Here is a 25,460-nt window from a genome sequence, read left to right on the forward strand (position 1 = left end):
ACACTGCGCCTTCGCGAGCAAGCCCGCTCCCACATTTGTTTTATGCCAACTTCAAATGCTACGGACAGCCCATGAACCGCCTTCGCCTCGCCCTGCCCCTTCTGTTACTGCCCGCCACCGACCTGCTCGCCGACAGTTTCGAACGCGACCAAGCCCTCAAGCTGCCCGACGTGGTGATCAGCGCCAACCGCCAGGTCCAGGCGCGCAACGACAGCAGCGCCGCCAACACCGTCTTCACCCGCGACGACATCGACCGCCTGCAACCCACCAGCGTGACCGACTTGCTCAGCCGCGTGCCCGGGGTGCAGGTTTCACAGGCCGGTGGCCGTGGCAGTCTGGCAAGCGTCTACATTCGTGGCACCAAGTCGGCCCAGAGCCTGGTGCTGGTCGACGGCCAGCGCATCGGCAACTCGACTTCCGGCGACAGCAACCTGCAGCACCTGAACATCCAGCAGATCGAACGCGTGGAAGTCCTGCGTGGTTCGCGCTCGGTGATCTACGGCAGCGATGCGATTGGCGGGGTGATCCAGATTTTCACCCGGCGTGGTAACGAGTCCGGCCTGCAACCCCGCCTGCATGTGGGATTTGGCAGCAACCAGACGTGGGAACGCAGCCTGGGCTTGTCCGGCGGCGATGCGCAAACCCGCTTCAACCTCGGCGCCAGCCTGGATGACACGGCCGGAATCAATCGCACGTACGACTCCTATCCCAGCGACCGTGACCATGACGCCTATCGCAACCAGGCCATCAGTTTCAGCCTGAGCCATGCCTTCAACGATGACCTCGAAGCGGGTGTGAACGTGCTGGATAACCGCGGCAAAAGCGAATTCGACAACCCGTTCGGTCGCTTCGATTCGACCACCTTCCAAAGCTTCCAGCAAAAGCCCTACACCCACTTCACCGTGAGCAGTGTCAGCACCTATGTTGACGCGCGTATCAATGACACGTGGAAGTCCCGGCTGGAAGCGGGCCACAGCGAAAACCGCGAAGAAACCCGGGACAAGCTCAGCACCGAACGCAGCGTGTTCAACACTTACCGCAACTCACTGAACTGGCAGAACGACCTGACCCTCAATGAGCAGAACAGCCTGATCCTGGGCGGCGACTGGTACGAGGACCAGGTCAACAGCAGCACAGCGTTCGCCGAAGACAGTCGCTGGAATCGAGCGGCGTTTATCCAGCACCGTTTTCAAGCCCAGTCCTTTTCCACCGAACTGGGCCTGCGTCGCGACGATAACCAGCAGTTCGGCGGCCACAACAGTTGGAGCGGCACCTTCACCCTGCCGCTGAACCCGGACAATGATCTGTTGCTGAGCTACAGCGAAGGCTTCCGCGCGCCTACGTTCAACGACCTCTACTACCCGGACGAATTCGGCTTCAAAAACAGTAACCCGAACCTCAAGCCCGAGACATCGAAAAGCTACGAAGTGCAATGGCGCAGCCAGCTCAGCGACAGCAGCCGACTGGAAGCCTCGCTGTACCGCACCGATATTCAGGATGCGATCGTGTTTGCCAGCAACGGCCCGCAAAACGTCAGCGCCGCACGCATCAACGGCTTCGAGGCGGCGCTCAAGCAAGAACTGTTCGGCTGGCAAAGCAGCCTCGCCGTTGCATTGATCGACCCACGCGACCGCGACACCGGGCGCACACTGGCGCGTCGAGCCCGGCGCACCCTGAGCCTGGACCTGGATCGCCAATTCGACCGGTTCGGCGTCGGCGCCAGCTGGCAAGCGGTGAGCAGCAGCTACGACGATGCGGCGAACCAGCAACGCCTGGGCGGGTATGGCTTGCTGGGGCTACGGGGCAGTTGGGCGGTGAACCATGAAGTCACGCTGGAAATGAAGCTCGATAACCTGCTGAACAAGGACTACAGCCGGGCGCTGTATCAGTATCAAGGCCAGCAATATGGCTATCGGGAAGAAGGCCGGGCACTGATGTTCGGGGTGACCTGGACGCCGGAACTCTAAGTCGTCTGCACCGGCCTCATCGCGGGCAAGCCCGGCTCCCACAGGGGACCGTGCTTATCCAGACGACTCGGTCAAATGTGGGAGCTGGCGTGCCTGCGATAGCGGTCTCACAGCCCCGGAGCAAGAACCTGACACAACCGCGCCACCGCCTGCAGCATCTGCCCGCTGGGCCGTTCCAGGCCCTTGTCAGGCACCACCAGCAAACGCCCGCCAGCCACCGCCGCCACCTGGGGCCAGGCTTTCCAGGCATCCAGCTGCGCTTGATCGCCCGCCAGAATCACCTCGGGATTACGCTGCAACACCGACTCAATGCTGACCTGCGGTGCCGGTAATTTCAGGTCATCGAACACATTGCGCGCGCCGCACACACTCAGCGCATCGCTGATGATCTGCCCGCCACCCACGGTGTACAGCGGCTGGTTCCACACCTGATAAAACACCCGCAACGGCTCGGCCCGGTGATAGCGTGAGCGCAACTCGGCCAAGCGCTGACGCAACTGCGCTGCCAATTGCCGGCCGGCGTCATCCCGCCCGAGTTGCCGGGCAATGGTTTCGACCTGTGAGGTGAGTTGTTCGAGGCTGTGGGGTTCGGCGACAAATACCGGGATGTTCAGGCGTTGCAGCTGTTCACGCTGGCCCGGGCCGACGCTGCCGGGCCAAAGCAGGATCAGGTCGGGCTTGAGGCTGAGCAGCCGCTCCATGTCCAACTGCCCGTAGTTGCCCACAGACGGCACGTTCGCCAACGCCTGTGGCCGCTCGCCGCCATCCAGCACGCCCACCAGCAAATCGGCGGCGCCCAGTTCAACGACGATTTCAGACAAGGAAGGCGCAAGGCTGACCACCCGCTCGACCGCCGCAGCCTGGGCCGCGACAACCAGCAGCCACACCGCCAGCCAGACGCGCATCAACCCAACTGGCGCGGGATGCGGTAGAGGTAGAACAGCACCAGGGTCGACAGTGCCAACAGAAACAGCGGCACCGCTTCCAGCCCGACAAACACTGCCAGCGCGCCGACCCAGGCCGGCAGTGCAGCCACCAGCAACGCCACACGACGGCGGGCCGCGAGGGTGATCCAGGCAGCCGGCTCTTCAGGGGTATCGAGGGCTTTGCCGGTGGCGATCAGCGCGTGTTTATAGCCGTGAAAGTAACGCAGGCTGACAAACATCGAGGCTACGCCGGCGATAAAAAACGGCATCGCCAGCACGGGCAGCAAGGGCTCGGCCTTGCCAAACACCAGGTTGATCACAAACAACGGCACCAACGCCAACGCCAGGTATTGCCACCAGTTAAACGACAGTCGCCGCTTGACCTGGCCGCGCGTCACGCCCGGTCGGCCTCGCCCTGGTGCTCGTTGCCCATCATGTGGTCGAGCTTGCTGGCCTTGGTGGCCAGGTAGAGCTTGTTGTGCGGGTTGTGGCCGGTGTGCAGCGGCACGCGCTCGGCGACGGTGATGCCCATGTCGGTCAAGGCTTTGACCTTGCGCGGGTTGTTGGTCATCAGGCGCAGGGATTTGACGCCCAGGTGCTGGAGCATCGGCAGGCAGATCCCATAGTCGCGCTGGTCAGCGGCAAAACCGAGGCGCTCGTTGGCTTCCACAGTGTCGGCGCCGCCATCTTGCAACTCATAGGCGCGGATCTTGTTCAGCAGGCCAATGCCACGGCCTTCCTGACGCAGGTACAGCAACACGCCACGGCCTTCGCGGGCGATGGCCTGCAGGGCGGCTTCCAGTTGTGAGCCGCAGTCACAGCGCTGGCTGAATAGCGCATCGCCGGTCAGGCACTCGGAGTGCACGCGACCGAGGACCGGGGCACCGTCCGCCACGTCACCGAGGCTGAGAACAACGTGTTCGCGCCCGGTGGCTTCTTCAAGAAAGCCATTCATGGTGAACGTGGCAAAAGGGGTTGGCAGCTTGGAAGCGGCGACGAAAACGACGGGCACCTTGTGCTCCTGATTTCAGATTTCACAGGGGAGGGATTGTAACAGTAGGTTCCTACAGACGCTTAAGCTGAATTATCGCTGATAAAGATCAATAGGTTCGATTGGCCTTCAGCTTGGTTCTATGCCTTTCAGAAATGTTGATAGCCACGAATGGCCGGCGTGACGTCCTGGCCAGACGCATCCAGCAGGGTAACGCCCTGCCCCGCCTCGACCCGGCCGATTACATGGACCGGCACACCGGCGGCCAACAGCGGCGCCAGTTCGGCGGGCGGCAAGGTGAACGCCAGTACGTAGTCGTCCCCCCCGCTCAACGCGGCCACCCGGGCATCCGCTTCACCGACGAACGCCAGCAAGGCGGCGGACAATGGCAGTTTTTGCTGCTCGATCAACAAGCTGACAGCCGACGCCTTGGCGATATGCCCGCAATCAGCCAAAAGGCCGTCGGAAATATCCATGGCAGACGTGGCCTTGCCCCGCAACGCCAAGCCCAGCGCCAACTGCGGTTGCGGCGACCAGTAATGGGCCAGCAGCGGCTCGGCGATAGCCGCCTCCGCCGTGCGCTGCCCCAGGACCAGCGGCAAGGCGCCCGCTGCGTTACCCAGCTCACCGCCCACACACAGCAAGTCGCCGGGACGCGCGCCGCTGCGGGTCAAGGCCTGGCCCGCCGGCACCCGGCCAAACACGGTCATGGTCAGGCTCAGCGGCCCACGGGTGGTGTCGCCACCTACCAGAACCACGCCACAAACCTGCGCCATGGCGTTCAAGCCCTGGGCATAGCGTTGCAGCCAATCGGCATCAACCGTCGGGGTAGTCAGGGCAAGGGTAAACGCGAGGGGATTGGCGCCCATGGCCGCCAGGTCGCTGACTGCCACGGCCAGCGAGCGCTGGCCGAGCAGAAACGGATCGCAGGGGTCGGCAAAATGGACGCCGGCCACCAGGGTATCGGTAGAAATCGCCAGCTGTTCCCCGGGAGGAACAGCCAGCAAGGCGCAGTCGTCGCCAATCCCCAGTGCAATGCCTTCGCCGCCCTGCGCACAGGGCGCGGCGGCGAAGTAGTTGCGGATCAGCTCAAACTCGCCCATTGCGTCAGCAAGCGCCAGTTAGCGCTTGTACGCCTTCACTTCGGCTTCACGCAGGCGCGGGGCCAGCTTGTCGAGCACGCCGTTGACGAACTTGTGACCGTCGGTGGAACCGTAGACTTTCGCCAGTTCGATCCCTTCGTTGATCACAACGCGGTAAGGCACGTCGACGCGCTTGAGCAGTTCCCAGGTGGACAGGCGCAGTACGGCCAGTTCAACCGGGTCCAGCTCTTCGATCGCCAGGTCCAGGCACGGCGTCAGTGCAGCGTCGATCTCCGCCAGGTTGGCCGGAACACCGTGCAGGATGTCGTGGAAGTAGCTGGCATCGGCCGCGCTGAAATCGTTGTCGACGCGAAACTGCGCCTCGATTTCGTTCAGCGAGGTTTTCGCCATGTGGCGCTGGTACAAAGCCTGGGTCGCGAGCTGGCGGGCCGAACGACGCTTTTCGCTTTTCGATGGCTTGCCGGCGTCTGCCGGGCGCGGGTCCTGGGGGTTGAACTGATCGCTGTCGTCGCTAATCACTTGGCCTCCAACTGCGCCAGCAGGCTGACCATTTCCAGGGCGGACAGGGCAGCTTCAGCACCTTTGTTGCCGGCCTTGGTGCCGGAACGCTCGATGGCTTGTTCGATGGAATCAACGGTCAGCACGCCAAAGGCGACCGGCACGCCGAACTCCATGGACACCTGGGCCAGGCCCTTGGTGCATTCGCCAGCCACGTATTCGAAGTGCGGAGTGCCGCCACGAATGACCGCGCCCAGGGCGATGATCGCCGCGTATTCACCCTGCTGTGCAACTTTCTGCGCAACCAGTGGAATTTCGAAGGCGCCAGGAGCGCGGATGATAGTGATGTCGCTTTCGCTCACACCGTGGCGAACCAGGGCATCCACGGCACCGCTTACCAGGCTTTCAACCACGAAGCTGTTGAAGCGGCCAACCACCAGGGCATAGCGGCCTTTGGGGGCGATGAAGGTACCTTCGATGGTCTTCAGGGTCATTCGACAAATCTCTTAAAGAGCCGGGACGCGCTTAGTGCGCGCCCCTCAGTGATATTTGAACCGCGAACAAGGGGCAAACAACGCCGGCCTTTATTCGGAGGGCACGTATTCTACTACTTCCAGGTCGAAACCGGATATGGCATTAAATTTCATTGGCGCACTCATCAGGCGCATTTTGCGCACGCCCAGGTCCCGCAGGATCTGCGAACCGGCCCCGACGATGCTGTAGGTGGTCGGTTTTTTCACCGGCGCGTGGTCGGCGGTTTCGCGGATATGCGCCAGCAGCACGTCGCCATCCAGCGGATGGCCCAGCAGCAATACAACACCGCTGCCGGCCTCGGACACCGCGGACATCGCGGCCCGCAGGCTCCAGCGCCCCGGCTGCTTGACCATCAGCAGGTCGCGCAGCGGGTCCATGTTGTGCACCCGCACCAGGGTCGGCTCTTCAGCGCAGATGGTGCCCAGGGTCAGGGCCATGTGCACGTCGCCTTCCACGGAATCGCGATAGGTCACCAGGTTGAACTGGCCCAGTTCGCTGTCCAGCGGCTGCTCGGCAATCCGCTGAACGGTACGTTCGTGGATCATCCGGTAGTGGATCAGGTCGGCAATGGTGCCGATCTTGATGTTGTGCAGCGCGGCAAATTCTTCCAGCTCGGCGCGACGGGACATGGTGCCGTCGTCGTTCATCACTTCGCAGATCACACCGCTCGGCTCGAAACCGGCCATGCGCGCCAGGTCGCAGGCCGCTTCGGTGTGGCCGGCGCGAGCCAGGGTGCCACCCGGCTGGGCCATCAGCGGGAAGATGTGGCCCGGGCTGACGATGTCTTCGGCCTTGGCGTCTTTCGCGGCAGCGGCTTGTACGGTGCGGGCGCGGTCAGCAGCGGAGATGCCAGTGGTGACACCGGTGGTGGCTTCGATGGACACGGTGAACTTGGTGCCAAACCCGGAACCATTGCGCGGCGCCATCAACGGCAGCTTCAGCAGCTCGCAGCGCTCGCGGCTCATCGGCATGCAGATCAGGCCACGGGCGTGCTTGGCCATGAAGTTGATGTGTTCCGGCTGGCAGCACTCGGCGGCCATGATCAGGTCGCCTTCGTTCTCGCGGTCTTCGTCATCCATGAGGATGACCATCTTGCCTTGGCGGATGTCTTCAACCAGTTCTTCGATGCTGTTGAGCGCCACGCGGCACCCCCTTGGGTCAGGATTTAAGGTAGCCGTTAGCGGCTAAAAAACTTTCAGTGATGTTCCCGGCGGGCCCTTGAAGAGAGTCAGACTCTGCGGCCTTATCGCCCAACAACAGGCGCTCCAGGTAACGGGCAAGCAAGTCCACTTCCAGGTTCACCCGGCGACCCGGCTGGTACGACGCCATGATGGTTTCGCTCAGGGTGTGGGGAATGATGGTCAGTTCAAATTCGGCGCCATTCACGGCGTTCACGGTCAGGCTGGTGCCGTCGACGGTGATCGAGCCTTTGTGGGCGATGTACTTGGCCAGCTCTTTCGGTGCGCGAATGCGAAATTCCACGGCACGCGCGTTTTCGCTGCGGGCAACCACTTCGCCGACCCCGTCGACGTGGCCGCTGACCAGGTGCCCACCGAGGCGGGTGGTCGGCGTCAGGGCTTTTTCCAGGTTCACCGGGCTGCCGCTCTTGAGGTCGTTCATCGCGGTGCAGTCCAGGGTTTCCCGGCTGACATCGGCGGCAAAGCCGTTGCCAGGCAACTCGATGACGGTCAGGCACACACCGCTGACGGCGATGCTGTCGCCCAGTTTGACGTCGCTCAGGTCGAGCTTGCCGGTTTCAACCAGCAGGCGTACATCGCCGCCTTTTGGGGTCATTGCACGGATGCTGCCGATGGATTCGATAATGCCGGTGAACATGCCGTTCTCCTGAAGACGTGGCGCAGGCCGGGAATTATACGCTCGCTGATGGCAGAGGGATGGCAGTGACTCTCCAGTCATCGCCAACAGCGCGCATTTCAGTGATCTTGAGTTGGGGGGCGTCGGCCAGTTTCTCAAGCGGCCAGTCCAGCAAAGGCCGGGCGGCAGAGCCAAGAAACTTGCCGGCGACGAATATCACGTACTCGTCCACCAGCCCTTGCTGGGCGAAGGCACCCGCCAGGCTTGGGCCGGCTTCCACCAACACTTCGTTGACACCACGGGCCGCCAGGGCCACCAGCGCGGAACGCAGGTCGACCTGGCCGTCGACACCCGGCACCACCAGGCACTCGGGGCCTGTGGGGTACTGGTTGTCCGGCGTCACGCAGGTGATGACCAGCGCGGGGCCAGCCTTGAAGAACGGCGCATTCAGCGGCACCCGCAGGCGGCCGTCGATCAGCACACGCAGCGGCGGACGGGACATCGCCAGGGCGGTGGTTTCTTCATCCAGGCCCAGTTCGGCGGCGCGCACGGTCAGGCGAGCACCATCGGCCAGCACCGTGTCGGCGCCGGTCAGCACCACACTGGCCTGGGCACGCAGGCGCTGCACAGCGGCACGGGCGGCCGGGCCGGTGATCCATTGGCTTTCGCCGTTGGCCATCGCGGTGCGACCGTCCAGGCTCATGGCCAACTTGACCCGCACAAACGGCAGGCCATGCTCCATGCGCTTGAGAAAGCCCGGGTTAAGCGCCCGCGCTTCGTTTTCCAGCAAGCCGCTGTGGGTCTCGATCCCGGCCTGGGCCAGGCGGCGCATGCCACGCCCGGCGACTTCCGGGTTCGGGTCCTGCATTGCCGCAACCACACGGGCCAGGCCGGCATTCACCAAGGCATCGGCGCAGGGCGGTGTGTGCCCGTGGTGGCTGCACGGTTCAAGGGTCACGTAGGCCGTGGCGCCCCGGGCTTTGTCGCCCGCTGCCCGCAGGGCATGGACTTCCGCATGGGGTTCGCCGGTGCGCACGTGCCAGCCTTCGCCGACAACCTGCCCGTCACGCACGATCACGCAGCCAACCCGGGGGTTGGGGTGGGTGGTGTACAGGCCCTTGCGCGCCAATTCCAGGGCACGGGCCATGTAATGGGCGTCGAGTACCGCTTGTTCTGCCGAAGGTGGGTTCATTCTTTTACCGGCTCACGGGCCAGGCGGTCGATCTCTTCGCGGAACTCGTTGAGGTCCTGGAAGCGTCGATACACCGAGGCGAAACGGATATAGGCGACTTCGTCGAGCTTTTGCAGCTCGCCCATCACCAGTTCTCCAACCACCAGGGATTTGACTTCGCGCTCGCCGGTGGCGCGCAGCTTGTGCTTGATATGCACCAGTGCCGCTTCCAGCCGCTCGACACTCACCGGGCGTTTTTCCAGGGCGCGCTGCATTCCGGCGCGCAGTTTTTCTTCGTCGAAAGGCTGGCGACTGCCGTCGGTCTTGATCAGACGTGGCAATACCAGTTCGGCGGTTTCGAAGGTGGTGAAACGTTCACCGCAGCCAGAGGCCAGGCATTCACGCCGGCGACGCACCTGTTCGCCCTCGGCGACCAGACGCGAGTCAATGACCTTGGTGTCGTTGGCACCGCAGAAGGGACAGTGCATGGTGGCAGGCAACAAAAAATGGGAGGGCCATGGTAGCGCATCCCTGTGGCAAGACAAGCCATAGCCTTTACGGTATATAGGCTGACTATTATGTTTCATATTTTTTAAGCCACGGATTTTGTCCTTTCTGGAGCCGTACATGCAGTTACGACCACTTGTTTTGCTCACGTTGCTCGGTTTTCTGGTCGCCTGCAGCAGCCATGCCCCAAAACCTGCGGCGCCGGCTCCGGCACCGCAACAAGAGAAAAAACTGCCGGGCGTGGAAGAAGATCTTGGCCCGTTGCCCGCCTACCAGCGTGAAGTCAGCGGCCAATTGAACGGTATACCGGCGGGTGCCGAAGTCGAACTGGCGCTGCTGGTGATCGACGACCGTTCGCGCCCGCAACAACTGCTGGCCAGCAGCGTGCTGATCGGCAACAACAAGCCCCTGGCCTTCCGCCTGCGCTTCAACCCGCAAGCGTTCCCGGCGGGCGGGCGCGTTGAATTGCGTGGTCGCGCCAGCCAGTCCGGCCAGTTGATCCTGCACCTGCCGCCGGTGCGCATCACCCAGGCGATCACCCAGACCACCGGGCCGCTGCAACTCGTTCCCGCACCATGACGCCACCGCTGGGCCTGCAACGCGCACTGAGCGAACTGATCGGCGACGCCAAACTGGTGCCCTGCCCGCTGCCGGGCACCGAGTTGTCGCTGTGGTTACTGGACGCCGACAACATGGACCGCGCCTTCAGCCCCGAAGAAACCCGGCGCATCCTGCATGAGCCGCCGTACTGGAGCTTTTGCTGGGCCAGTGGCCTGGCGCTGGCGCGATACCTGGCGGCCAACCCCGAGTGGGTCGCGGGTAAGCGGGTGCTGGATTTCGGCGCAGGTTCGGGTGTTGCCGGGATTGCCGCGGTAAAGGCCGGAGCGCTGGAAGTGGTGGCGTGCGACCTGGATCCGCTGGCCCTGGCTGCCTGCCGGGCGAATGCCGAACTCAACGGCGTAACACTGGGCTATTCAGAAGACTTCTTCACCGAAGCCGACCGGTTTGACCTGATCCTGGTCGCCGATGTGCTGTACGACCGGGCGAACCTGCCGCTGCTGGATCAATTCCTGACACGCGGCCGCGAAGCGCTGGTCGCCGATTCCCGGGTTCGGGACTTCCAGCACCCGGAGTATCAGCGCCTGGGTATCCTCGACGCCCTGACACTGCCCGACCTGGCCGAGCCGTGGGAGTTTCGCAAGGTGAGCCTGTACCATTCGCGGCGATAGTCGCGCCTATCAAACCCGCAAATCTCCAGTAACAGATGGGCTAAGACAGTCTTCAGCGTAGCGTGGAAAATGGCCGCCTCTCGCACGCTACCTGGACGACCAAACGGTATGCCAACCCCCCGATTTGCATCCGTCGCCTCTTGCTCAAAAAGCTTGCAAACGTTACCGCTACTGCCTAATCTTTGCCGCAATACACCCGCCATGCCTCTGGTCGCGCAAGTGACTAAGCACAAATTGTGCGGGTTTTTTATGCCTGGCGTTTTTTGGGCATGAGAACGTTCGACAAACCTGCCATTGATGTTCCCTCCCAGATAGAACTGCTCAAACAACGTGGCTTGCTCATTCAAGATGAAGCCCGTGCGCAGTGTTTCTTGCAGTCCGTCAGTTTTTTCCGATTGAGCCCCTACATGCGCCCTTTTCAGCAATCGGGGGATGTCGATCATCGATTTCGCGATGGCACAGGTTTTCGTCAGTTAACTCGACTCTACGACTTTGACCGCAGGCTTCGATTGTTGAGCATGGATGCCATTGAACGCGTGGAAATAGCGACCCGCTCGATGATCAGTAACCATATGGGGCCCAACTATGGCAGCCATTGGTATACCGATATCGGAATGTTTCAACAGGCATTTGACCACCAACGCCTACTCGCAACATTGCAGTCCAAGCAATGTGCCGCTATCCGAGACTATGAGCGCGAATGCCTGCGAATAGATCGGTTGCAAGCCGAAAGCGGTCGCAAAGCGCATCTCAAACGCCAGAGAGCAAAAGAGAGTTACGCCCGACACTACCCCACCACCTACGACCAACCACCACTCATGCCCGGCTGGGCAATGCTGGAAGAACTCACACTCGGCGACCTGTCCCATCTCTACAAAGGCTTGGCCAGGGATTCAGACAAGAAGGCTATCGCCAGACGCCTGGAACTCCCCGCCCCTTTGATGCAGTCCTGGCTGCACACCTTGACCACTATTCGTAACATCTGCGCACACCATGCGCGAATGTGGAATCGAGAATTGGGCATTCGCCCAGAACTGCCCAAAAAAGCCAACTTTCCGTGGCCCAGGCACCTTATTCATCCGGGCACTCATGCCCGTATGTTCGCAGCACTCTGCATCCTTAATCACCTAATGCATAAAGTGTGTCCACACGCTCAGTGGGACCGGCGCCTGCGTCAACTGACTGAGGAATTTCCCGATGTCAGCCTCAAAGCGATGGGTTTTCCTCAAGACTGGTACCAGGACCCTTTCTGGCATCCTGTACGCGCTTAATCGCGGCATAGCTTCCGGTCGCCTCCTCCAGTCTTTATAGTTGCCCCATTCCTGCTTTCTTCGAGATTCCCCATGAGTGAGCCCACGCCGTACATCTTCGATGCCACCACCGCCACCTTCGATCAGGCGGTGATCCAGAACTCCTTCGAAAAACCCGTGCTGGTGGATTTCTGGGCCGAGTGGTGCGCGCCGTGCAAGGCGTTGATGCCGATGCTCGCGCAGATTGCCGAGAGTTATCAGGGTGAGTTGCTGCTGGCCAAGGTCGATTGCGATGCCGAGCCGGACGTGGTCTCGCGCTTTGGCATTCGCAGCCTGCCGACCGTGGTGCTGTTCAAGGATGGCCAGCCAGTGGATGGGTTTGCCGGTGCGCAGCCTGAATCCGCCGTGCGCGCGATGCTGGAGCCCCATGTGCAGATGCCACCACCGGCGGCTGCCGATCCACTGGAGCAGGCCCAGGCGCTGTTTGCCGAAGGCCGTATCACCGACGCCGAGGCCGTGCTGGTCACCCTGCTTGGCGAAGACAACACCAACGCCGCCGCGCTGATCCTGTACGCACGCTGCCTGGCCGAGCGCGGTGAACTGGGCGAAGCGCAAACCGTGCTCGACGCCGTCAAGAGCGATGATCACAAGGCCGCACTGGCCGGCGCCAAGGCGCAGATCACTTTCCTGCGCCAGGCCGCCGACCTGCCGGACGCCGCAGACCTGAAAGCCCGCCTGGCGCAAAACCCGCAGGATGACGAGGCGGTGTATCAACTGGCCGTGCAACAACTGGCGCGCCAGCAATACGACGCCGCGCTGGATGGCTTACTCAAGCTGTTCATCCGCAACCGCAGCTACAGCGAGGGCCTGCCCCACAAGACGCTGTTGCAGGTGTTCGAACTGCTCGGCAACGATCACCCGCTGGTCACCGTGTACCGCCGCAAGCTGTTCGCCGCGCTGTATTAAGCCTTACTCGATCCAGCTGTACAGCGGCGTATCCCCGCCGCTGGCTACCTTGACCTTGGCGCTATGGCGCAGGCGCACCAGCAGGCGCTTGCCCGCCGAGGCGCTGCCGGCCAGGCCTTCCAGCTGATCAAGCAATTCCAGGCCGTTGAGTTGCCCGGCCTTGCGCAGCAAATCCTGGGCGGCCTGCCACAGGCTCTCGTCCAGGTTACCCGCGGCCGGCGCCACCACGGGCTCGGCACTCGGCGGTTTGCTGGCCTGCAACTGCGCGCCCAGCCGGGCCCAGTCGCCGTCATCCAGCTCCAGGGTCAAGTCCACCGGCAGGTCACCGACGGTTCCACGAATTCTCAACATCGCACTTACTCCCGCACTTTTCTGACGAGCATGCTCCCACGCGTCTTGCGCTACGCCAAGCAGGCGGTCAAACTCCTCGCAAAATTGTTATAAGATCACATAACAAAACTTTCATCTTTGTCCGGGAGCTCCACCATGCGCCGTTTGCTGCTCGCTTTGCCGTTTGCCCTGTTGCCACTGGCCATCGCCCAGGCTGCCGACGAGCACGACCATGATCACGAGCACGGCAGCCTCGGTGCCCACGAACACGGCGTGGGTCGCCTCAACGCGGTGCTCGACGGCCAGGCCCTGGAGCTGGAACTGGACAGCCCGGCGATGAACCTGGTGGGCTTCGAACATCTCGCCACCACCCCTGCCGATAAAGCCAAGGTCGCCGCCGCCCGTAAGCAACTGGAGCAACCCTTGGTGCTGTTCAGCCTGCCCAAGGCCGCCGGTTGCGTGATCAGCACCCAGGAACTGAACAGCCCGCTGTTCGGCGACAAGCCTGAAGCCGACCACGATGAAGACGATGACGACCACGCCACCGATGGCAAAGGCGCCGCCGCCCACGAACATCACCACGACCACAGCGAAATCCACGCTCACTACCAGTTCACCTGCGCCACGCCGACCGCGCTGAGCAACCTCGACCTGACCCAGGTGTTCAAGACCTTCCCCGCCACCCAGAAAATTCAGGTACAACTCATTGGCCCGAGCGGCCAGCAGGGTGTGGAAGCGACGGCCACAGCAGCCACCCTGAAATTCTGATGTAAACACCACACTGTAGGAGCTGGCTTGCCTGCGATGCAGACGCCGCGGTGCTCCAGAAACACCGCGGTGATGCCATCGCAGGCAAGCCAGCTCCTACCGTTGATCGGTGTCATCATCCAAATCGAGCCAGACCACTGACCTCCCTATGACCCAAGCACTTATCGAACTGTCTGACCTGGGCTTCAATTGGCCCGGTCACCCACAGTTGCTGGACATCCCCACGTTCCGCCTGGAGCCGGGGGAAACCCTGTTCCTCAAGGGCCCCAGCGGCAGTGGCAAGACCACCCTGCTGGGCCTGTTGGGCGGTGTGCAAAAGCCCAGCCGCGGCAGCATTCGCCTGCTGGGCCAGGAGCTGACCGAACTCTCGGCCGGCGCCCGCGACCGTTTCCGGGTCGACCACACCGGCTACATCTTCCAGCAGTTCAACCTGTTGCCGTTTCTCTCGGTGCGCGAGAACGTCGAGTTGCCCTGCCACTTTTCAACGTTACGGGCGCAGCGGGCAATCCAGCGTCACGGCAGCGTCGACCAGGCTGCCGCGACCTTGCTCGCCCACCTGGGCCTGAAGGACAAGAGCCTGCTGGAGCGCCGCGCCGACTCCCTGTCCATCGGCCAGCAACAACGGGTGGCCGCTGCCCGTGCGCTGATCGGCCAGCCGGAGCTGGTGATCGCCGACGAGCCGACCTCGGCCCTGGACTACGACGCCCGGGAAGCCTTCATTCAGTTGCTGTTCGCCGAATGCCGCGAAGCAGGCGCCAGCCTGTTGTTCGTCAGCCATGACCAGAGCCTGGCGCCGCTGTTCGACCGCAACCTGTCGCTGGCCGAACTCAATCGCGCCGCCACGCCCGCAGAGGTTTGAGATGTATTTGTTTCGACTAGCCATGGCCAGCCTGGCTAACCGCCGCTTTACCGCGATACTCACCGCCTTCGCCATCGCCCTGTCGGTGTGCCTGTTGCTGGCGGTGGAACGGGTACGCACCGAAGCCCGCGCCAGCTTCGCCAGCACCATCAGCGGCACCGACCTGATCGTCGGCGCGCGTTCCGGCTCGGTGAATTTGCTGCTGTATTCAGTGTTCCGCATCGGCAACGCCACCAACAACATTCGCTGGGACAGCTACGAGCACTTCGCGGCCAACCCGCAGGTGAAATGGGCGATCCCGATTTCCCTCGGCGACTCCCACCGTGGCTACCGCGTGATGGGCACCAACGAATCCTATTTCGAACACTACCAATACGGCCGCCGGCAGAACCTGGAACTGGCCAGCGGTCGCGCCTTCGCCACCGATCCATTCGAAGTGGTGCTCGGCGCCGAAGTGGCCGACGCGCTGCATTACAAGCTCGGCGACAAGCTGGTGCTGGCCCACGGCGTGGCGGTGGTCAGCCTGGTCAAGCACGATGACAAGCCGTTCACCGTGGTCGGCATTCTCAAGCGCACCGGCACTCCGGTGGACCGCACACTGCATATCAGCCTCGGCGGCATGGAAGCGATTCACATCGACTGGCACAACGGCGTACCGGCCCAGGGCAAAGGTCGGATCAGCGCCGATCAGGCCCGCAACATGGACCTGACGCCACAAGCCATCACCGCGTTCATGCTCGGTTTGAACAACAAGATTTCCACCTTCGCCCTGCAACGGGAGATCAACGAGTTCCGTGGCGAGCCGATGCTGGCGATCCTGCCGGGCGTGGCGCTGCAAGAGCTGTGGAGCATGATGGGCACGGCTGAAAAAGCGCTGTTCGTGATCTCGCTGTTCGTGGTGCTGACCGGCTTGATCGGCATGCTCACCGCGATCCTCACCAGCCTCAACGAGCGCCGCCGGGAAATGGCAATCCTGCGTTCGGTGGGCGCGCGGCCCTGGCACATTGCGACCTTGCTGATCTTCGAAGCTTTCGCCCTGGCATTGTCGGGCGTGATCGCCGGCGTCGGGCTGCTGTATGTGTGCATCGCCGCGTCGCGCGGGTATTTGCAGGCCAATTACGGCCTGGACCTGCCGCTGTCGTTGCCGAGCGAATATGAATGGACTTTGTTGGGCGGTATTCTCGTCGCAGCCCTGCTGATGGGCAGCGTGCCGGCCTGGCGCGCCTACCGGCAATCGTTGGCCGACGGCCTGTCGATACGTTTATGAGGAAGCTGTTGATGCGTCGCGCCGTGCTCGCACTGTTACTGCTGGTGGCCCTGCCCGTGTGGGCTGAAGACCAGCCCAAGGACCTGTCGTGGCAGGAGATGATCCCGCCGGACGCGCCGCCGGAAATCCCCAACATGAAACCGCTGCACGACTTGTCGGGCATGGCCGATGCGTTGTCGGTGGAGTCAGCGCCGGCCGCCAAGCAGGACCTGCCCAACGCGCCGGTCGTACAAAGCCTGGACGGCAAGCACATCCGCCTGCCGGGTTATATCGTGCCGCTGGAAGTCAGCGAGGAAGGCCGCACCACGGAGTTCCTGCTGGTGCCGTATTTCGGCGCCTGCATTCACGTGCCGCCACCGCCGTCGAACCAGATCGTGCATGTCAAAAGCGAAGTCGGCGTGAAGCTCGACGAGTTGTATCAGCCGTACTGGATCGAAGGCCAGATGCAGGTCAAACCGTCCAGCAGTGAACTGGCCGATGCCGGCTACCAGATGGATGCCGACAAGATCTATGTGTACGAGTTGCAGGAATAACCCGTGATTGCGCTTTCATTGAGCTGAGTCAAAAGCTCGAACGTTACGATCTTTACCATTGGACACAAGCAATTAATAACGTCCTTTGGAGCTCCCATGAACAAGTCCCTGCTCGGCGCGTCGCTTGTCGCGCTCGCCCTCGTCGCCCCTGTTGCCCACGCTCACGAAGCGGGTGACATCCTGATTCGCGCCGGTGCCATCACCGTCAACCCGAAAGCGGACAGCAGCAGTGTCAAGGTTGACCAGGGCCCGCTGGCCGGGACCAACCTGGGCGGCAAGGCGACCATGAGCAGCGACACCCAGCTGGGCTTGAACTTCGCCTACATGTTCACCAGCCACTGGGGTATCGAATTGCTGGCGGCCACACCGTTCGAGCACGATGTGAAGATCAAGAACACCGCCCTGGGCGCTGCCAACGGCAAGCTCGGTACGCTGAAGCACCTGCCACCGACCCTGAGCGTCGTGTACTACCCGCTGGACAGCAAGTCGGTATTCCAACCGTACATCGGCGCCGGTATCAACTACACCTGGATCTACGACGAGCACGTCGGCAGCCGCGCCGAGCAGGCCGGCTTCAGCAACTTCAAGGCGGAAAACTCCTGGGGTTGGGCCGCGCAGATCGGTGCGGACTACATGATCAACGACAAGTGGATGATCAACGCCCAGGCGCGCTACATCGACATCAGCACCAAGGCCACCGTGGACAACAACGCCCTGGGCCAGGGCACCCGGGCCAAGGTTAATGTGGATGTTGATCCGATGGTGTACATGGTCGGTATTGGCTACAAGTTCTAGGTTCTACCCAAAGGCCCTGTTGTACAGGGCCTTTTTTGTGAGGCTTCCCCTGGAGGCAAGCGCCAATCAGAAGCCAGGCACACGCCCGTGTGCTGCGAGTCAGGCTTCAGCCAGGAGCTGGCGAACTTCAGCAATGACCACGTCAATGTTGAACGGCTTATTCAACACTGCATTGAACAAGTCCGACCGCTCCATACCAATATGGGCCTGGGCTCCGCTGATCAGGATGATGGGCAAGTGATTGACTGCCGGTAGCGCGCGGACAGCTTCGGCAAACTCCTGGCCATCCATGACCGGCATCATGAAGTCGGTGATGATCAACGCTGGCCGCTCGCGCTCCAGGACCTCGAGTGCTTTCTGGCCATTGCTCGCTTTTACGACCATGTACCCCTCATCCTCCAGCGCATAGCCGAGAATGTCAGCGATCAAATACTCGTCGTCGACGACCAGGATGGTGGTCATGTCAGTTCAACCCGAATCAGAGACTTTGGACGTTGAGCCCGGCAGCGAAGAATCATTAGGGACCGCCAACGCATTTCTTGATGCCTTCTTCAGGTCAACGCCGTTTTCATGGATTACCACTTCAAGAAGCGAAGGATCGTAGAAGCTGTCTCGTACCTTAAGAATCGAAAGCATTCTTCTTAGTTCAGATTGAATCTCGAAGAAACGCATCAGCATCAGGTTATCGACAATACTGGAGAGGTCCGGGGTTGGAGAGCTGACCTCCGAACCAAAAACGTCACGCATCTCCCATGAGGCAAACACCGTTACGCCACGGGCACGAAGCTCGCTCATCAAGGCGCTGTAGAAATCAGTGATACGAGCCGGGTTTGTCGACACCCGGGTCATGCCGCTCAAGCTGTCGATGAACAGGCGCTTGATGCCCTTTTCCTCAACCATTTTCAGCAGCCGTGCGCCGAGACCGTCGATCAGGCCTTCTGTGGTGGGTTGCCAGGCAATACTCAGCGCACCACTTTCTTCCATACCCTTGATATCAATCCCCAGCGATTGGCCTTTGAGACGTAACCGCTGCGGGCTTTCATAAAAACCGAAATGCAGGCCCGGCGCGTCCACTGTCGACTCTGCGAGAAACCTGAGCCCCAGCGTGGTCTTCCCGACGCCGGAAGGCCCCATGACGAGGGTAACGGAAGAGCTGTGCAGGCCACCGCCGATGATGGCGTCCAGCGAACCGATGCCGCTGGTGATACGCGTCAGATCGGCACTGTCAGGTAAAGACGGATGGCTGTAGAGGCTTTCCAGACGCGGATAAACCACCAGGCCATCGTCGGTAATTTCACACTCGTGCAGTCCGGTCAGTGCACCACTGCCTCGAGTTTTGCGCAGGTGAATACGGCGCACCGAACGGCTGCCGTGAAGCTCTTCACCCATCTCGATCACACCATCAACCATGGTGTGCTCGGGACTGCCGTCGTCCAACCGGGAACTGGTGAGAAACAGCACCGTACAACCGGCGAACGCGGCGTGCCCTTGCAGCTCGGAAATGAATTTTTTGGTGTCGATGGGCGAGTCAGCCTTGGAGCGTGCATTGAGCAAGCCGTCGACCACTAACACGGTGGCCTTCTGACGACTGATCTCACGCCGAAGCAGCTTGACCACTTCATCGAGACCTTCGTTCTCAAGGGTGTCAAACGCACTGACGAACTGAATCTCGGCTCCCACCCGGGAAGCATCAAAGAAGTTCAGGGTCGAGAGGAACTGAAATAAACGGTCGTGGGATTCGGCCAGCAACGTGGCAACCAGTACACGGCCCCCATTGCGCGCATGGTTAAACCCCAGCTGATTGGCGAGGATCGTTTTACCGGATCCCGGGCGCCCCTGGATGATGTAGGAGGCACCTGCGACTAGCCCACCCTTGAGCAGAGCATCCAGCCCTTCTATTCCGCTTTGAAGGCGATTTAGCTTTTCCACAATGCAACCCTGATGTGAACAACAGGCTCTTGAGCCGAAGGTTTACGATGCTAACTCCATTTGTTCAAACGGGCTATCCACTCAGTCGTTCAAGCGCGGGCCATATACCTGGCTGAGTCCCAACCCAGTTCCCTGGCCATTGTCTGTGATAGAGACGGCAATGTAACTTCCGTTCATAAGGGGATAACCATTGAACGCCGGGATAAGGTCCATCGACTCAACACAGATGACCGCCCGCACCAAAGGTTTCAAATTTTTCGCAGGCCGCTGCGCATCCGGCTGGCCAACACCTATCACGTGTAATCGTCCGTGCACTGCCACAAAAAAGGCGCCTGTTTCAGGCGCCTTTTTTATGTTTGACCGTGTCGATAGAACCGGTCGAGCAACGCCGGCAGCCCGGCCCGCCATGCCCGTGGCTTGATGCCGAAGGTGTGGAGGATTTTCTTGCAGGCCAGCACCGCGTGTTGCGGCTCGTCGGCTGCATCCGGACGGGCGGCGTGGGCCTGGGCGGTCGGCGCTTCCACGGCCAGCGGGTGGAAGTTGCGCGCTTCGGTCAGGATCGCCTGCCCCAGCGCCAGCGGGGTAGTCGCTTCGTGGCCGGCATAGTGATAAGTGCCCCACAACGGCGCGGCGCAATCCAGTTGCTTAAGCACCGAAATGATCACCCGCGCGGCATCGTCCACCGGCGTCGGGTTGCCCCGGCGGTCGTCGGCCATCAGCAGTTCGTCAGGTTTTTCGGCACGGGCCAGGAAGCGCCCGAGGGTGCCGTCGACGCTGTCATCCAGCAGCCAGCCGAAACGCAACAGCACGTGCTGCGGGCAGGTGGCGCGTACGCTCTGCTCGATGCGCCACAACGCCTGGCCTCGCAGGCCCAAGGGCACGGGTTCGTCTTTTTCGCTGTAGGCGGTGGCGCGGGAGCCGTCGAACACCCGGTAGCTGGACGGTTGCAGCAGGGTGATGCTGTGGTGCTGGCACAGTTCAGCCAGGCGCTCGATCGCATATTCCTGGGCGGCCAGGCGTGTCTCGCTGACCGTCTCCGCCTGAAACCAGTCGAAGTAATAGGCGAGATTGATCAAGGCATCGGGACGGGTGTCGTCGAGCAGTTGCGTGAGGCTCGCGGCATCCCAGCCGTCTTGGGGCGGGCGCGGGGCGAGGAAACCGATGTCTTCCTCCGCACCGAGGCGAATCAGCGCCTGCCCGAGGGCATTCCCGCCGCCCAGTAACATAAGGCGCATTCGCATAGATTGAGCAGGCCCGGTCTGTTTGGAACGATGGTTATTATCGACAGGCTTGTGAGCCATGCCGTTGGCATTTGCCAGAATCGTTGCATTTTGCGGGTTTGTAGCGCAACCGTCACTTATAAAGTGCGCCGCCGATTGCGGCCGGGGGGTTTAGGTAGAGAGAGCCTTTTTATGGCCAGGGAGCATGCAGTGGCTAGGGAGCTTGCTGTGGCGAGGGAGCTTGCTCCCGCTGGAGTGCGCAGCGCTCCCGCTTTTTTGGGGCCGCTACGCAGCCCAGCGGGAGCAAGCTCCCTCGCCACTGCAAGCTCCCTCGCCACAACAAGCTCCCTTACCGCAGCAAGATCCCTCACCACAGGGAATGCATCCCGGGGTTGCAAGTTGCCAGGGCCGGCCGCATAAATTGGGGATGAACCTTCCTGAATCAACGGACACGGTCTTGAACGGTTTCCACCCCGCCGTCAGCACCTGGTTCCGCAGCACGTTCCCGTCGGTGACCGCCGCCCAGGCCCAGGCGTGGCCGCTGATCCGCCAGCGCCGTTCCACACTGATCGCCGCACCCACCGGCTCCGGCAAGACCCTGACTGCCTTTCTCGCGGTGCTGGACGATCTCGTGCACCAAGGCCTAGCCAATGGCGGCCAACTGCCAGACCAAACGCTGGTGGTCTACGTCTCGCCCCTGAAGGCTCTTTCCAACGACATCCAGATCAACCTGCAAACCCCGCTGGCCGGCATCACCGAGCACTTGCAGCGCCTCGACCTGCCACCGCTGGCGATCCGCACCGCCGTGCGTACCGGCGACACCCCGCAGAAAGACCGCGCCCTGATGCGCAAGCACCCGCCGCACATCCTGGTCACCACCCCGGAATCGCTCTACGTGCTGCTCGGCTCGGATTCCGGCCGGCAGATGCTTGCCAGCACCCGCACGGTGATCGTCGATGAGATCCACGCCATCGCCGCCAGCAAGCGCGGCAGCCACATGGCCCTGACACTGGAGCGCCTGCAGGGTTTGTGCAGCGAACCGCTGACCCGCATCGGCCTGTCGGCCACGCAAAAGCCCATCGAGGCGGTGTCGCGCTTTCTGGTGGGCACCGGCCGGCCTTGCGAGATCGTCGATATCGGCCACGCACGCCCACGGGACCTGGATATCGAAGTGCCGCCGGTGCCGCTGTCGGCCGTCATGGCCAACGACGTGTGGGAGCTGGTCTACGACCGCCTCGCCGAACTGGCCAGGCAACACCGCACCACGCTGATTTTCGTCAACACCCGGCGCCTGGCCGAACGCCTGGCCCGGCACTTGAGCGAGCGCCTGGGCAAAACCGCCGTCGCCGCCCACCACGGCAGCCTCGCGAAGGAAATGCGCCTGGACGCCGAACAACGGCTCAAGGCCGGTGAGCTGCAGGTGTTGATCGCCACTGCGTCGCTGGAACTGGGGATTGATATCGGCGATGTCGACCTGGTGTGCCAGATCGGCTCGCCCGGCTCGATCAACGGTTTTCTGCAACGGGTCGGACGCTCCGGGCATCAGGTCGGCGGCACGCCCAAGGGCCGGTTGTTCGCCACCACCCGTGACGACCTGATCGAATGCGCCGCCCTCCTCGACTGCGTGCGCCGGGGCGAGCTGGACACCTTGCTGATTCCGGTTGCGCCGCTGGATGTGCTGGCCCAGCAGATCATCGCCGAAGTCAGCTGCCAGGAATGGCAGGAACAGGCCCTGCTCACGCTGATCCGCCGCGCCTCGCCCTACGCCGAGCTGGATGAGCGTCACTATCAGGCACTACTGCAAATGCTCGCCGAAGGCTACAACGGGCGCCAGGGTCTGCGCAGCGCCTACCTGCACCGCGACGCCATCACCCGCACCCTGCGTGGCCGGCGGGGCGCCAAGCTCACCGCCGTGACCAGCGGCGGTACCATCCCCGACAACGCCGACTACAGCGTGCTGCTTGAGCCGCAAAGCCTGAACATCGGCAGCGTCAACGAAGACTTCGCGGTGGAAAGCATCGCCGGGGATATCTTCCAGCTGGGCAACACCTCCTACCGCATCCTGCGAGTGGAGCCCGGCAAGGTGCGGGTCGAGGATGCCCACGGCCAGCCGCCGACCATTCCGTTCTGGCTCGGCGAAGCACCGGGGCGCAGCGCGGAGTTGTCGTTTGCCGTGGCGCGTTTTCAGGGGCAACTGGACGCGCTGCTGGGCGCCACGCCGGGTAACCTGCAACCGGCGCTCGATTGGCTCACCGGCACCCTCGGCCTGAACCTGGCCAGCGCCGAACAACTGCTGGATTACCTGGCGCGGGCGCGGCTGGCGCTGAGCGCGCTGCCGTCCCAGGACACGTTGATCATGGAACGGTTTTTCGACGAGTCCGGCGGCACCCAATTGATCATCCACACGCCGTTCGGCAGTCGCATCAACCGCGCCTGGGGCCTGGCGCTGCGCAAGCGGTTTTGCCGCACCTTCAACTTCGAACTGCAAGCCGCCGCCAGCGAGGATGCGATCGTGTTGTCGCTGTCCACCAGTCACAGCTTTGAGCTGGATGAGGTGTGGCGCTACCTGAACAGCAACACGGCCGAGCACATCCTGATCCAGGCGGTACTGGATGCACCGCTGTTCGGCGTGCGCTGGCGCTGGAATGCCGGGGTGGCCCTGGCGTTGCCGCGCTACACCGGTGGGCGCAAGGTGGCGCCGCAGATCCAGCGCATGAAGAGTGAAGACCTGATCGCCAGTGTGTTCCCCGACCAGATCGCCTGCCTGGAAAACCTCGCCGGCGAGCGCGAAGTGCCCGAGCATCCGCTGGTGGAGCAAACCCTCGACGACTGCCTGCACGAAGCCATGGACAGCGAAGGCTGGCTGGCCCTGTTGCGGCGCATGGAGCGCGGCGAAATCCGCCTGGTCAGCCGTGATCTGCCGGCGCCGTCGCCACTGGCAGCAGAGATTCTCAGCGCCCGCCCCTACACCTTTCTCGACGACGCTCCGCTGGAGGAGCGCCGCACCCAGGCCGTGCTCAACCGGCGCTGGAGCGACCCGCAAAGCACCGATGACCTTGGTGCGCTGGATGCCGAAGCGATTGCCGGTGTGTGCGAGGAAGCCTGGCCGGCGCCCAATGGCCTGGACGAGATGCATGAAGCGCTGATGAGTTTGGCGTGCATTGCCGAATCCGAGGTCACGGCGCAGTGGGCCGAATGGCTGCAAGCCCTGGCCGACGGTGGGCGCGCCAGCCGATTGCAGATCGGTACCGGCCAGGCCGTTTGGGTCGCTCTGGAGCGCTTGAGCTGTTTGACGGCGATCTACCCGAATGACCTGCCGCTGTTGCCCGGTTTCGATGAGCCCTGGACCTTCGATGAAGCCTTGGTGGAAGTGCTGCGGGCGCGCCTGAGCGGCTTCGGCCCATTGACGCTGATCGAGATCGCCGCGCCCCTGGCCTTGCCGGTGGCCGACGTATCACAGGCACTCGCGCGGCTGGAGAGCGAAGGCTACGTGCTGCGCGGCCGTTTCAGCCCCGGCGCCAGCGCCGAACAATGGTGCGAACGCCACCTGCTGGCGCGCATTCACCGCTACACGGTCAAGCGCCTGCGCCGGGAAATCGAGCCGGTGGCGTTGCAGGATTTCATGCGTTTTCTGTTCGACTGGCAGCACCTGTCGAACGGTACCCGCGGCCAGGGCAGCGCCGTGTTGCCGCAGATCGTCGCGCAGTTGGAAGGGTACGCCGCAGCCACTTCGGCCTGGGACAGCGATTTGCTCAGCGCACGAATCAAGGATTACGCGCCCCACTGGCTGGACGATTTGTGCCGCAGCGGCAAAGTGGTCTGGACGCGCCTGAGCAACAAGGCCGGCGCGATGGCCCTGCGCAGCACGCCAGTGGTGCTGTTGCCCCGCAGCCAGGTGCCATTATGGAGTGGACTGACCGAAGCGCCGGACAGCACCGATCTGTCGCCCAAGGCACAGAAAGTCCATCAGGCGCTGCGGGAAAACGGCGCGCTGTTTTTCGATGAATTGATCCACGAAGCCCATCTGCTGCGCAGCGAACTGGAAACCGCGTTGCAGGAACTGGTGGGCGCGGGGCTGGCTAACGCCGACAGTTTTGCCGGCCTGCGCGCCCTGACCACGCCGGCGAGCAAACGCCAGGCCCGCAGCAGTCGGCGCGGGCGTGGCGCGTTTGTCGGCGGGATGGACGATGCCGGGCGTTGGGCCCTGGTACGGCGGGCGCCGGTGGCAGACGGCACACGTCCGGGGGCTCACTCGGCCGAGACGCTGGAGCATGTGGCGATGACCTTGCTGCGCCGCTACGGGGTGGTGTTCTGGCGCCTGCTGGAGCGCGAGGCGGACTGGCTGCCCAGTTGGCGCGAATTGCTGCGTACGTTCCACCGGCTGGAGGCCCGGGGCGAGATTCGTGGCGGGCGGTTTGTGAGTGGTTTGGCGGGGGAACAGTTTGCGTTGCCGGAAGCGATTCCGCTGCTGCGGGAAGTTCGGCGGCGGCCTCACGATGGAAGCTTGATTGCCGTGTGTGGGGCGGATCCGCTGAACCTGGTCGGTACGCTGCTGCCGGGTAGCAAGGTGCCGGCGTTGAGCGGTAATCGGCTGGTGTACCGGGATGGTTTGCCGGCGGCGGTGGAGATTGCCGGCAAGCAGCAGGTGTTGCTGGAGTTGGATCAGCAGGAGGCCGGGCTGGTGCGGGAAAAACTGATCAGACACTGACTTGTGCAGCGCCCGTAATGACGCCTTCGCGAGCAAGCCCGCTCCCACATTTGACCGCATTCCAAGGGTGGAACCGTATCGAATGTGGGAGCGG

At 62.6% G+C, this 25,460-nt stretch carries 25 protein-coding genes; 11 read left to right on the forward strand and 14 right to left on the reverse strand.

Annotated features, from left to right (window positions below; all coding sequences use genetic code 11):
- Positions 1-71 precede the first annotated feature (71 nt).
- Positions 72-1,967, forward strand: coding sequence for a TonB-dependent receptor domain-containing protein (locus C0058_RS28820; RefSeq protein ID WP_102369986.1), 1,896 nt, complete (start codon positions 72-74; stop codon positions 1,965-1,967).
- A 107-nt stretch (positions 1,968-2,074) separates the two neighbouring features.
- Here the strand turns inward: C0058_RS28820 and C0058_RS28825 are convergent, their stop codons facing one another.
- From C0058_RS28825 to nrdR, 10 genes are all read right to left on the reverse strand, one after another.
- Positions 2,075-2,872, reverse strand: coding sequence for a cobalamin-binding protein (locus tag C0058_RS28825; RefSeq protein WP_087692352.1), 798 nt, complete (start codon positions 2,870-2,872; stop codon positions 2,075-2,077).
- The gene (locus C0058_RS28830; RefSeq protein ID WP_003209980.1) at positions 2,872-3,291 is read right to left on the reverse strand and encodes a nuclear FMR1 interacting 1 family protein; all 420 of its coding nucleotides are present in this window, start codon (positions 3,289-3,291) and stop codon (positions 2,872-2,874) included. The genes C0058_RS28825 and C0058_RS28830 overlap by 1 nt, the downstream gene beginning before the upstream one ends.
- The gene (gene ribA / locus C0058_RS28835) at positions 3,288-3,905 is read right to left on the reverse strand and encodes a GTP cyclohydrolase II (protein ID WP_003209983.1); all 618 of its coding nucleotides are present in this window, start codon (positions 3,903-3,905) and stop codon (positions 3,288-3,290) included. The genes C0058_RS28830 and ribA overlap by 4 nt, the downstream gene beginning before the upstream one ends.
- Positions 3,906-4,033: 128 nt before the next feature.
- Positions 4,034-4,987, reverse strand: a complete 954-nt coding sequence (gene thiL / locus C0058_RS28840; RefSeq protein ID WP_008436495.1) for a thiamine-phosphate kinase — start codon at positions 4,985-4,987, stop codon at positions 4,034-4,036.
- Positions 4,988-5,005: 18 nt separating this feature from the next.
- Positions 5,006-5,506, reverse strand: a complete 501-nt coding sequence (gene nusB, locus C0058_RS28845) for a transcription antitermination factor NusB (protein WP_003209985.1) — start codon at positions 5,504-5,506, stop codon at positions 5,006-5,008.
- Entirely contained in the window at positions 5,503-5,979 is a 477-nt protein-coding gene (ribE, locus tag C0058_RS28850; RefSeq protein ID WP_003209986.1) for a 6,7-dimethyl-8-ribityllumazine synthase, read from the reverse strand. The genes nusB and ribE overlap by 4 nt, the downstream gene beginning before the upstream one ends.
- Positions 5,980-6,069: 90 nt before the next feature.
- Positions 6,070-7,161 carry a bifunctional 3,4-dihydroxy-2-butanone-4-phosphate synthase/GTP cyclohydrolase II gene (gene ribBA, locus C0058_RS28855; RefSeq protein ID WP_003209987.1) on the reverse strand — a complete coding sequence of 364 codons (1,092 nt, stop codon included), beginning with the start codon at positions 7,159-7,161 and terminating at the stop codon, positions 6,070-6,072.
- 16 nt (positions 7,162-7,177) lie between these two features.
- Positions 7,178-7,855, reverse strand: a complete 678-nt coding sequence (locus tag C0058_RS28860; RefSeq protein ID WP_003209988.1) for a riboflavin synthase — start codon at positions 7,853-7,855, stop codon at positions 7,178-7,180.
- A 34-nt stretch (positions 7,856-7,889) separates the two neighbouring features.
- Positions 7,890-9,026 (reverse strand): bifunctional diaminohydroxyphosphoribosylaminopyrimidine deaminase/5-amino-6-(5-phosphoribosylamino)uracil reductase RibD, encoded by a 1,137-nt coding sequence (gene ribD, locus C0058_RS28865; RefSeq protein ID WP_003209989.1) that lies wholly within the window; start codon positions 9,024-9,026, stop codon positions 7,890-7,892.
- Entirely contained in the window at positions 9,023-9,493 is a 471-nt protein-coding gene (nrdR, locus tag C0058_RS28870) for a transcriptional regulator NrdR (RefSeq protein WP_003209990.1), read from the reverse strand. The genes ribD and nrdR overlap by 4 nt, the downstream gene beginning before the upstream one ends.
- Positions 9,494-9,632: 139 nt before the next feature.
- Here nrdR and C0058_RS28875 point away from each other — a divergent pair, with 139 nt between their 5' ends.
- The 4 genes from C0058_RS28875 (at position 9,633) to trxA (ending at position 12,957) form a co-directional block, all read left to right on the forward strand.
- Entirely contained in the window at positions 9,633-10,091 is a 459-nt protein-coding gene (locus C0058_RS28875) for a YbaY family lipoprotein (RefSeq protein ID WP_003209991.1), read from the forward strand.
- Positions 10,088-10,741, forward strand: coding sequence for a methyltransferase (locus tag C0058_RS28880; protein ID WP_102369987.1), 654 nt, complete (start codon positions 10,088-10,090; stop codon positions 10,739-10,741). Before C0058_RS28875 ends, C0058_RS28880 begins: the two co-directional genes overlap by 4 nt.
- Before the next feature lie 269 nt (positions 10,742-11,010).
- Positions 11,011-12,012 (forward strand): Abi family protein, encoded by a 1,002-nt coding sequence (locus C0058_RS28885; protein WP_102369988.1) that lies wholly within the window; start codon positions 11,011-11,013, stop codon positions 12,010-12,012.
- 72 nt (positions 12,013-12,084) lie between these two features.
- Entirely contained in the window at positions 12,085-12,957 is an 873-nt protein-coding gene (gene trxA, locus C0058_RS28890) for a thioredoxin (protein WP_003209995.1), read from the forward strand.
- Positions 12,958-12,960: 3 nt separating this feature from the next.
- On the opposite strand, the gene C0058_RS28895 is transcribed toward trxA, so the two are convergent.
- Positions 12,961-13,308, reverse strand: coding sequence for a hypothetical protein (locus C0058_RS28895; protein ID WP_102369989.1), 348 nt, complete (start codon positions 13,306-13,308; stop codon positions 12,961-12,963).
- A gap of 135 nt (positions 13,309-13,443) precedes the next feature.
- Here C0058_RS28895 and C0058_RS28900 point away from each other — a divergent pair, with 135 nt between their 5' ends.
- From C0058_RS28900 to C0058_RS28920, 5 genes are all read left to right on the forward strand, one after another.
- Positions 13,444-14,055: a DUF2796 domain-containing protein gene (locus tag C0058_RS28900; RefSeq protein ID WP_102369990.1), complete on the forward strand. Its 612-nt coding sequence runs from the start codon at positions 13,444-13,446 to the stop codon at positions 14,053-14,055.
- A 148-nt stretch (positions 14,056-14,203) separates the two neighbouring features.
- On the forward strand, positions 14,204-14,914 hold the full coding sequence (locus C0058_RS28905; RefSeq protein WP_008436477.1) for an ABC transporter ATP-binding protein: 711 nt from the start codon (positions 14,204-14,206) through the stop codon (positions 14,912-14,914).
- A 1-nt stretch (position 14,915) separates the two neighbouring features.
- Complete coding sequence (locus C0058_RS28910; RefSeq protein WP_003210004.1) at positions 14,916-16,181, forward strand: ABC transporter permease; 1,266 nt, start codon at positions 14,916-14,918, stop codon at positions 16,179-16,181.
- An 11-nt stretch (positions 16,182-16,192) separates the two neighbouring features.
- Positions 16,193-16,714, forward strand: a complete 522-nt coding sequence (locus C0058_RS28915; protein WP_102369991.1) for a DUF3299 domain-containing protein — start codon at positions 16,193-16,195, stop codon at positions 16,712-16,714.
- Between the two features lie 96 nt (positions 16,715-16,810).
- Positions 16,811-17,509, forward strand: coding sequence for an OmpW family protein (locus tag C0058_RS28920; RefSeq protein WP_102369992.1), 699 nt, complete (start codon positions 16,811-16,813; stop codon positions 17,507-17,509).
- A 99-nt stretch (positions 17,510-17,608) separates the two neighbouring features.
- On the opposite strand, the gene C0058_RS28925 is transcribed toward C0058_RS28920, so the two are convergent.
- The 3 genes from C0058_RS28925 to C0058_RS28940 form a co-directional block, all read right to left on the reverse strand.
- Entirely contained in the window at positions 17,609-17,971 is a 363-nt protein-coding gene (locus C0058_RS28925; protein WP_102369993.1) for a response regulator, read from the reverse strand.
- Between the two features lie 6 nt (positions 17,972-17,977).
- On the reverse strand, positions 17,978-19,438 hold the full coding sequence (locus C0058_RS28930; protein WP_087692346.1) for an ATPase domain-containing protein: 1,461 nt from the start codon (positions 19,436-19,438) through the stop codon (positions 17,978-17,980).
- A 350-nt stretch (positions 19,439-19,788) separates the two neighbouring features.
- The gene (locus C0058_RS28940) at positions 19,789-20,679 is read right to left on the reverse strand and encodes a sugar nucleotide-binding protein (RefSeq protein ID WP_008436463.1); all 891 of its coding nucleotides are present in this window, start codon (positions 20,677-20,679) and stop codon (positions 19,789-19,791) included.
- Between the two features lie 406 nt (positions 20,680-21,085).
- Between C0058_RS28940 and C0058_RS28945 the strand changes: the two genes are divergently transcribed.
- Positions 21,086-25,366 carry a DEAD/DEAH box helicase gene (locus tag C0058_RS28945; RefSeq protein WP_102369995.1) on the forward strand — a complete coding sequence of 1,427 codons (4,281 nt, stop codon included), beginning with the start codon at positions 21,086-21,088 and terminating at the stop codon, positions 25,364-25,366.
- Positions 25,367-25,460: the final 94 nt, after the last annotated feature.

This window comes from Pseudomonas sp. NC02 (assembly GCF_002874965.1).
GTDB lineage: Bacteria > Pseudomonadota > Gammaproteobacteria > Pseudomonadales > Pseudomonadaceae > Aquipseudomonas.